We start from the raw sequence: 8,785 nt of genomic DNA, 5'->3' as shown, positions 1-8,785 counted from the left end.
TGCGGCCCGGCGGCCGGTTCGGTGCGCTGCGGGGCCTGCACGGGCGGCCTCGGCGGCGGAGGCGCCTGCAGCTCGGGCCGGCCCTGCCGAACCTGTTCGCGCTGCGCCGGGTGCACCGGCTCGCGCGCCGCCTGGCGCTGCGACTGCACGGTCGCTTCAAGCTCCTGCATCAGTTCGGCTTCGAGGTCCGCCGAGAAGGGATCGGGATCGAAGTTCGGCTCGGCTCTCTTCTGGACAGGCTCCACGGATTGTCTTGGCTGGCGGGAGAACGCGCCGTCCTCGCTCACGATCCTCGCCAGCTCGACAAGCGGATCTTCTTGGAAATCAGGTGCCGGCGGCCGCTGGTAGGATCGGTTGTTCTTCGGAAACGTGTCAGCCATGCAAACCGGCCTCTCGATTCGGCCCAGCCGTTTCGCGTTGCGTCGGCCAGTCCATGCTAGTGCATCTCGTCCGGCGCTTCGACTCCGAGAATTCCCAGTCCATCTCGGAGAACGGCGCCAAGTGCGGTGACAAGGGCAAGACGCGCTCGGCTTACCTCTAGGTCTTCAGGCTTAATGAAGCGTAATTGCGGCAACTCCTTGCCGCGGTTCCAATGCGCGTGGAACGTGCTTGCCAGTTCGTGAAGATAATAGGCGATCCGGTGCGGCTCCCGGCTGCGCGCCGCGGCCTCGAGAAGCCGCGGCCAGTCCGCCATCTGCCGGACCAGCGCCCGCTCGCCTTCGTCGGTCAGGAGCTCGAGCCGGGCGGCGGCGAGCGCAGACGGCGAAAGGTCTACGTCCGGAACTTCCTCGCCGGCCTGCCTGCGCACGGACGCCGTCCGGGCATGCGCATACTGGACGTAGAAGACGGGATTGTCCTTCGACTTCTCCGTCACGACCTGGAAGTCGAAATCGAGCGGCGCGTCGGCCTTGCGGAAGAGCATCATGAAGCGGACCGCGCTGCGCCCGACCTCGTCGACCACCTCGCGGAGCGTGACGAGATCGCCCGACCGCTTCGACATCTTCACCGGCTCGCCGCCGCGGAAGAGCTTCACGAGCTGGCAGATCTGCACCTCGAGCGTGGCCTTGCCGTCGCTCATCGCCGTCACCGCGGCCCGCAGGCGCTTGATGTAGCCGCTGTGGTCGGCACCCCAGACGTCGATCATGTCGGTGAAGCCGCGCAGGAACTTGTCGTAGTGATAGGCGATGTCCGAGGCGAAATACGTGTAGCTGCCGTCCGACTTCATCAGCGGACGATCGATATCGTCGCCGAATTCGGTGGCGCGGAAGAGCGTCTGCTCGCGGTCCTCCCAGTCGTCCGGCAGCTGCCCTTTCGGCGGCGGCAGCGTGCCGGTGTAGATCAGCCCCTTCGCCCGCAGCACCTCGACCACGGCGGCGACCTTGTCCTCGCCGCCGCTCGTCAGCGACCGCTCGGAGAAGAAGACGTCGTGGCGCACGCCGAGCGCCGCCAGGTCGGCCTTGATCATCGCCATCATGGCGGCGATCGCCCGCTCCTTGACGAGCGGCATCCAGTCCGGTTCCGCGCGATGGAGAAGGCCGTCCGCGAACTCGTCCCGGAGCGCCTCGCCGACCGGCTTCAGGTAGTCCCCCGGATAGAGCCCGCGCGGGATCTCGCCGATCTCCTCGCCGAGCGCCTCGCGGTACCGCAGGAAGACCGAGCGGGCGAGCATATCGATCTGCCCGCCGGCGTCGTTGATGTAATATTCCCGCGTGACCTGGTCGCCGGTCGCCTCGAGCATGCTCGCGATCACATCGCCGACAACCGCCCCGCGGCAATGGCCGACATGCATCGGGCCGGTCGGATTTGCGGACACGAACTCCACGTTCACCGCCTGCCCGCTTGCCGCCTCGGCGCGGCCGTAGCGGTCGCCGGCGCACAGGATGGCCCGCAGTTCGGCCGCCCAGAAGGCGTCCGACAGGCGCAGATTGATGAAGCCGGGTCCGGCGACCTCGACCGCCGTCACGTCCGGGTCGGCCCGGAGTTCCGCGGCGATCAGCGATGCGAGATCGCGCGGCTTCAGGGCGAGCGGCTTCGAAAGCGCGAGCGCCGCATTGGTGGCAACGTCGCCATGCGCAGGATCCCGCGGCGGCTCGGCGATGACGCGCTCCAGGAGGTCGGCCGTGACCGTCCAGCCCTCGCGCGCGGCGACGGCGCCGAGAATCGATCTGATCCGGTCTTCAAACCTCTGGAACACGTTCATGAACTCGTCCTTGAGCGGCGGTTCGCGCCGGCCCGTGACATGCGCACTGCTCGGGATTTCCGGGCGGCCCTAGCCTAGATCGGGTGCAGCGTCAAATAGCCGGCGGTGTTCCAGCAGAGCGAAGCGGTCGGTCATGCCGGCAATGTAGTCCGCGACGTGCCTGGCGAGCGGAACGCCGGGCTGCGTCCGCAACCGGTTCCGCCAGAGTTCCGGAAGGCGGGACGGATCGGCACCGTAGGCCGCGAAGAGATCCGAGACGATCGCCTCCGCCTGACACACCCGGTCCCAGACGTCAGGGTGGCGGTAGAGCGCGCGGAACAGGAAGGCCTTCAGTTCGGCAACCTCTCCCCGCCGCCGCGCGGAAAAGCCGACGAGCGGCTCCCTCGCCCGCTTCACGTCCGTCACGGATTCGATCTGGCCCCTGCGCAGCGCCTCCGCCGTCGTGAGGATGACGTCCTCGATCATGAGGGTGATCATGCGCCGGCTCAGCTCCCGCACGACATGATGGCGGTCGAGCGCCGGGTATCCGGCTTCGATCCCGTGCAGGACGTCGGCGGCGAGCGGCACCTCGCGCATCGCCGCGAGATCGAGCAGGCCGGCCCTCAGCCCGTCCTCGACGTCGTGCGATGCGTAGGCGATATCGTCAGACAGAGCAGCCACTTGCGCCTCGAGGCTCGGAGCCGACCTGAGATCGAGAGCGCGCAGGTTCGGGACCGCCCGAAAGCCGAACGGCAGCACGCCGCCGCGATAGGGCCCGGCCGGCCGGCCGCAGGCATCGAGCACCGGGCCGTTGTGCTTCACCAGGCCCTCGAGCATCTCCAGGGTGAGATTGAGCCCGTCGAAATCGGGATAGCGCGCCTCCAGTTCGGTGACGACGCGAACGCTCTGCGCGTTGTGATCGAAGCCGCCGGCATCCGCGAGCGCCCGGTCCAGCGCCCGCTCGCCGGCATGCCCGAAGGGCGGGTGCCCGAGATCGTGGGCGAGCGCGATCGCCTCGGTGAGGTCCTCGTCGAGGCCGAGCGGCCGGGCGATCGAGCGGGCGATCTGCGACACCTCGAGCGTATGGGTCAGTCGCGTCCGGAAGTGGTCGCCTTCGTGATGCACGAAGACCTGCGTCTTGTGCTTCAGCCGGCGGAACGCGTCGGAATGGAGGATGCGGTCGCGATCGCGCTGGAACGGGGAGCGGAGCGGCGCCTCGGGCTCCTTGTGGAACCGGCCGCGGCTCCCGTCCGGGTTCTCCGCGTAGGGTGCCTGCCAGCGGCGCCCCGCCAGCGCGACGTTCTCCGGCCAGACCGGCACCGCGTCCTCCCGCGATTGACTCGCTCAGGGTGCGTTCTTAGCTCTTGGGTACAGGCCGACAACAGCGGAGTCTCGCCTCATGCAGGAAGCACCCATTGTGCTCACGGACCGCGCGGCACGCAGGGTCGCGAAGATCCTGGCGAAGGAGCCGCAAGGCACCGTGCTGCGCGTGAGCGTGGAAGGCGGCGGCTGTTCCGGGTTCCAGTACCGTTACGACCTCGTCCGGGACCAGCCCGCCGACGACGATCTGGTCCTCGCCGCCGACGGCGCCACCATTCTCATCGACCCGGTCTCGCGCGAATATCTCGGCGGGTCGGAGATCGATTTCGTCGACGACCTGCTCGGCCAGTCGTTCCAGATCCGCAACCCCAATGCGACGGCCTCCTGCGGCTGCGGCACCAGCTTCTCGATCTGACGCGTGCGGATCGCGACCTGGAACATCAACGGGATCAAGGCCCGCTTTGATTCGCTCGCCCACTGGCTGAAGGAGGCCGGCCCGGACGTGGTCTGCCTCCAGGAGATCAAGTCGCAGGAGGAAGGCTTTCCGCGCGCGGCGATCGAGGCCCTCGGCTACAATGTCGCCGTGCTCGGCCAGAAGGGCTTCCACGGCGTCGCGATCCTCTCCAGGCACCCGCTCGAGGACGTGAGGCGCGGCCTGCCGGGCGACGACGGCGACGTCCAGGCCCGCTTCATCGAGGCGGTCGTGCCGAACGGCGACGGCATCGTGCGCATCGCGAGCGCCTATATGCCGAACGGAAATCCGATCGGAACCGAGAAATTCGCGTACAAGCTCGCCTGGCTCGGGCGGCTCGAGGCCTGGATCGCGGACCGCATGGCGCTGGAGGAACCGCTCGTTCTGGCCGGCGACTTCAACATCATCCCGACGCCGCTCGACGCCAAGCGGCCGCAGGCCTGGGTGAACGACGCCCTCTTCCAGCCGGAAAGCCGCGCAGCGTTCCGCCGCATGGCGGCGCTCGGCCTGACCGACGCCATCCGGGCCGTCGACGACGGTCCGGGACGCTATACGTTCTGGGACTATCAGGCCGGATGCTGGCAGAAGGACGACGGCATCCGCATCGACCACCTGCTGCTGTCGCCGGAGGCGGCCGACCGTCTGCGGGCGGCCGGTATCGACCGCCACACGCGGGCCTGGGAGAAGCCGTCGGACCACGTGCCGGTCTGGATCGAGCTCGGCGCCTGACGATCCCGCGGCGGCGGAGCGGCTAGTTCGATGCCGTGCGCCGCTTCAGCCAGTCCTCGGCAAGCGCGAGCGCCGCACGCCGGTCGCCCTCGGCCGCCGCCGAGAAGGCGGCCTCGTGCCAAGCCTGGATGGTGGCGTCGCCCTTCGACGAAATCTGGGCGATCGAGAGCCACATGAGGCCGCGCACGGGGTTCCGCTCGACGCCGACCCCGTCATAGAGGAGACGGCCGAGCTCCGCCTGCGCCCCGACATGCCCCTTCCGTGCGGCGAGCTTGAACCAGCGGGCGGCCTGCCGCTCGCTCTTCTCGCCGCCTTCGCCGGCGAGATACATGGTGGCGAGCTGATATTGAGCCTCGCTGTCGCCGAAATAGGACGCCGCATACGCATAATAGCGCCGCGCGCGTGCCAGATCCGCGACGATGCCGCCCGGAATGCCCGCCCGGAAGTAGCGCCCGAGCGTAACGAACGCGTCCGCCACGTATGGCGCATCCGAGCCGTGCGGGTTGCCGTCGGCGTAGTCGTTCGCGATCCGCGAGAAGATCTCGAGAGCCTTGCGGTCGTCCTCGGTCACCCCGTCGCCGGTCGCGTACATCCGGCCGAGCTTCCAGAGCGACGCCGCATGCCCCTTCGACGCCGCATAGTTCAGCGCTTCGATCGCCTCGGCCGTGTCGCCCTTCTTGTAGGCGGCATAGCCGGTCCGGAAGGCCTCGCTCGGCGTGCGCTCCGCTTCGGCGGCGAAAGCGGCGCCCGCCCAGACAAACTCTCCCGCGAGCACGAGCGCGAGAACGCTATTGATCCGCATAGGATACACTTTCCCTGGCCGCGCCAGGATGGGTCACCCCGCCGAAACGCGCGGGTCCCACGCTCTGAGCATACTTCCAGATGGCGCCGGAACCATATTCGGTTTCCCGCGGCTTCCATTCCGCCCGGCGGCGCGCCATCTCCTCGTCCGACACGGCGACCTCGATCGTGCCCTCGACGGCATCGATGGTGATCATGTCGCCGTCGCGCACGAGCGCGATCGGGCCGCCGACCGCAGCCTCCGGGCCGACATGGCCGATGCAGAAGCCGCGGGTGGCGCCCGAGAAGCGCCCGTCGGTGATCAGCGCGACCTTGTCGCCCATGCCCTGCCCGTAGAGCGCCGCCGTAGTCGACAGCATCTCCCGCATGCCGGGGCCTCCCTTCGGGCCCTCGTAGCGGATGACGAGCACCTCGCCCTCCTGATAGGCGCGGTGCGAGACCGCGTCGAAGCAGGCCTCCTCGTTGTCGAAGCAGCGAGCCGGCCCCGAGAAGCGCAGGTGCTTCATGCCGGCGACCTTCACAATCGCGCCGTCCGGGGCAAGATTGCCGCGCAGCGAGACGACGCCGCCCGTCGGGGAGATCGGGTTGTCGGTGGTCCGCACCACGTCCTGGTGCTCGTTCCACTTCACGTTGGCGAGGTTCTCCGCGATCGTCCGCCCCGTCACCGTCATGCAGTCGCCGTGTAGGAAGCCGCCGTCGAGCAGGGCCTTCATCACCTGCGGAATGCCGCCGGCCTCGAACATGTCCTTGGCGACGTACTTCCCGCCCGGCTTCAGGTCGGCGATGTAGGGCGTCCGCCTGAAGATCTCGCCGACGTCGAAGATGTCGAGCTCGATGCCGGCCTCATGCGCCATCGCGGGCAGATGAAGGGCCGCATTGGTCGAGCCGCCCGTCGCGGCGACCACCATGGCCGCGTTCTCGAACGCCCTCCGGGTTACGATGTCGCGCGGCCGCAAATTGAGGCGGAGCAGCTCCATCACCTGCTCTCCGGCCGCGGCGCAGAGCGCGTCCCGGATCTCGTAGGGTGCCGGCGCGCCGCAGGAATAGGGCAGCGCAAGGCCGATCGCCTCGGCCACCATCGCCATCGTGTTGGCGGTGTACTGGCCCCCGCACGACCCGGCCGACGGACAGGCGACGCGCTCGAGCTCGTCGAGCGTCTCGTTGTCCATCTTGCCGACCGAATGCAGGCCGACGGCCTCGAAGAGATCCTGCACGACGACGTCGCGGCCGCGGAACCGGCCGGGCAGGATGGAGCCGCCATAGATGAAGATCGACGGCACGTTGAGGCGGATCATCGCCATCATCATGCCGGGCAGCGACTTGTCGCAGCCAGCCATGGCCACGAGGGCGTCGTAGCAGTGGCCGCGCATCGTGAGTTCGACGGAATCGGCGATGACGTCCCGCGAGGCGAGCGAGGACTTCATGCCCGCATGCCCCATCGCCATGCCGTCGGTCACGGTGATCGTGGTGAATTCGCGCGGCGTGCCGCGCGCCGCCGCGACGCCCTTCTTCACGGCCTGGGCCTGGCGCGCGAGCGAGATATTGCACGGCGCCGCCTCGTTCCACGCCGTTGCGACGCCGACGAGCGGCTGGTGGATCTGCTCCGAGGTGAGCCCCATCGCGTAGAGGTAGGAGCGATGCGGTGCGCGCTCCGGCCCCTCGGTCACATGGCGGCTCGGCAACCGCGACTTGTCGAAAACGTTCGCATTCATACCTACGCAACCCCTCGCGCATGCCGCAACTGGCGCGGCATTCCTCACCGGATCCCGCGCTCCGCGAAGTGTCTGTGCATGCGGAAACGCGACCAGACCTGCGCCCCGTTTATGGCTGAAACGCGGCGCTGTTAATTGGCGAGGAGGCTAGCGGATCAGGCTTTCCGGCGCTGTTGCGCAACGGTCACAAGAGGGCGGAAGCTCCGGCATTCCGGCCGCCGAAACGGAGACGGCCGGCTGGGCCGGCCGTCGTCCTTGAAGAGCGAAGCCGTATTCAGGCGAGCTGCGCGTCGAGCGTGATGTTCGCGTTGAGCACCTTGGAGACCGGGCAGTTCGCCTTGGCGCCCTCGGCCGCCTTCACGAAGTCCTCCGCCGCCATGCCCGGCACCTTGCCGCGCAACGTGAGCGCGACGTCGGTGATCGAGAAGCCGCCGCCCTCCGCCGCCTTCATGGTGATCTTCGCGGTCGTGCGGAGCTCTTCGGGCGGATGCCCGGCCCGGGTGAGCGCCCCGGAAAGCGCCATGTTGAAGCAGCCGGCATGCGCGGCCGCGATCAGCTCCTCCGGATTCGTGCCCGCCTCGTCGCCGAAGCGCGAACCGGCCGAATAGGTCACGCCGGAGAGGACGCCGGTCGACGTCGTCAAGGTGCCATTGCCCTCCTTGATGGAGCCCTTCCAAACCGCCTCGGCCGAACGATTGCTCTGAGCCATGTCTCTGTTCCTCCGGGTTGACTGAACGCGTGGGCCCGCCTCAGGCGAGCATCGAAAGGGGATTTTCGACGAGCCGCTTGAACGCGGCTATCAGCTCGGCGCCGAGCGCACCGTCCATCGCGCGATGGTCGCACGAGATCGTGGCGGTCATGACGTTGCGGATGACGATCTGCCCGTCCTTCACGACCGGCCGCTCCTCGCCAGCGCCGATCGCAAGGATGCTCGATTGCGGCGGGTTGATCACGGCGCTGAAATCGCGGATCCCGAACATGCCGAGATTGGAGACGGCGCTCGATCCGCCCTGGTATTCCTCGGGTTTCAGCTTGCGCTCGCGGGCGCGGGCGGCGAGGTCGCGCATGTCGTTGGAAATCGCGGATAGCGTCTTCACGTCGGCACGCCGGATGACCGGCGTGATGAGGCCGCCGGGAATCGACACGGCGACGGCTATGTCGGCGTGCTTGTGCTTCAGCATGCCCTCGCCGGTGAACGTGACGTTCGCCTCCGGGACGGCCATGAGCGCCATTGCGAGCGCCTTGATGACGATGTCGTTCACGGAGAGCTTGTAGAGCGGCGCCTCGCCGCGCTCGGTCTTCCGCATCGGCGCGCCGGCATTGATGTCGGCGCGGAGCTTCAGGAGCGCGTCGATCTCGCAATCGACCGTCAGATAGTAATGCGGGATCGTCGCCTTCGCCTCGGTGAGCCGGCGGGCGATCGTCCTGCGCATCGAATCGTGCGGTACGAACTCGTAGGAGCCTTCGGCGAAGAGCTTCCGGATCTGGTCGTCGGAGGGGCCGGTCGGGGGCGGTGCGGCCGCCGGAGCGGCCGGCTGTGCCGCGGCGGGCTTGCCGGGCCGCGCCGCGCCG

Annotated in this window: 8 protein-coding genes and 1 pseudogene; 2 read left to right on the top strand and 7 right to left on the bottom strand. The window is 68.4% G+C overall.

Annotation, left to right across the window (positions count from 1 at the left end; translation table 11 throughout):
- From E4O86_RS21075 to E4O86_RS21065, 3 genes and pseudogenes are all read right to left on the bottom strand, one after another.
- A pseudogene (locus E4O86_RS21075) lies at nucleotides 1-287 on the bottom strand (hypothetical protein); the annotation flags it as partial.
- 149 nt (nucleotides 288-436) lie between these two features.
- On the bottom strand, nucleotides 437-2,200 hold the full coding sequence (gene argS, locus E4O86_RS21070; RefSeq protein ID WP_161142518.1) for an arginine--tRNA ligase: 1,764 nt from the start codon (nucleotides 2,198-2,200) through the stop codon (nucleotides 437-439).
- Between the two features lie 69 nt (nucleotides 2,201-2,269).
- A complete protein-coding gene (locus E4O86_RS21065; RefSeq protein WP_343039210.1) occupies nucleotides 2,270-3,499 on the bottom strand; it encodes a deoxyguanosinetriphosphate triphosphohydrolase in 1,230 nt (409 codons plus the stop codon).
- Between the two features lie 79 nt (nucleotides 3,500-3,578).
- On the opposite strand from E4O86_RS21065, the gene erpA reads away from it, so the two are divergent.
- On the top strand, nucleotides 3,579-3,914 hold the full coding sequence (gene erpA, locus E4O86_RS21060; RefSeq protein ID WP_161142517.1) for an iron-sulfur cluster insertion protein ErpA: 336 nt from the start codon (nucleotides 3,579-3,581) through the stop codon (nucleotides 3,912-3,914).
- 3 nt (nucleotides 3,915-3,917) lie between these two features.
- Nucleotides 3,918-4,700 (top strand): exodeoxyribonuclease III, encoded by a 783-nt coding sequence (xth, locus tag E4O86_RS21055; protein ID WP_161142516.1) that lies wholly within the window; start codon nucleotides 3,918-3,920, stop codon nucleotides 4,698-4,700.
- 22 nt (nucleotides 4,701-4,722) lie between these two features.
- Here the strand turns inward: xth and E4O86_RS21050 are convergent, their stop codons facing one another.
- From E4O86_RS21050 to E4O86_RS21035, 4 genes are all read right to left on the bottom strand, one after another.
- Nucleotides 4,723-5,502 carry a tetratricopeptide repeat protein gene (locus E4O86_RS21050; RefSeq protein ID WP_161142515.1) on the bottom strand — a complete coding sequence of 260 codons (780 nt, stop codon included), beginning with the start codon at nucleotides 5,500-5,502 and terminating at the stop codon, nucleotides 4,723-4,725.
- Nucleotides 5,489-7,213: a dihydroxy-acid dehydratase gene (ilvD, locus tag E4O86_RS21045; protein ID WP_161142514.1), complete on the bottom strand. Its 1,725-nt coding sequence runs from the start codon at nucleotides 7,211-7,213 to the stop codon at nucleotides 5,489-5,491. The genes E4O86_RS21050 and ilvD overlap by 14 nt, the downstream gene beginning before the upstream one ends.
- Before the next feature lie 274 nt (nucleotides 7,214-7,487).
- Nucleotides 7,488-7,922, bottom strand: a complete 435-nt coding sequence (locus E4O86_RS21040; protein ID WP_161142513.1) for an OsmC family protein — start codon at nucleotides 7,920-7,922, stop codon at nucleotides 7,488-7,490.
- Between the two features lie 40 nt (nucleotides 7,923-7,962).
- Nucleotides 7,963-8,785 (bottom strand): 2-oxo acid dehydrogenase subunit E2 (locus tag E4O86_RS21035; protein ID WP_205521018.1); only part of this gene is annotated, 823 nt, incomplete at its 5' end.

The sequence above is a fragment of the Propylenella binzhouense genome (genome assembly GCF_009866965.1).
Taxonomy (GTDB): Bacteria; Pseudomonadota; Alphaproteobacteria; order Rhizobiales; family Afifellaceae; genus Propylenella; species Propylenella binzhouense.
The sequence above is the reverse complement of the archived record's forward strand: the minus strand, read 5'-3'. Positions and strand labels throughout refer to the sequence as shown.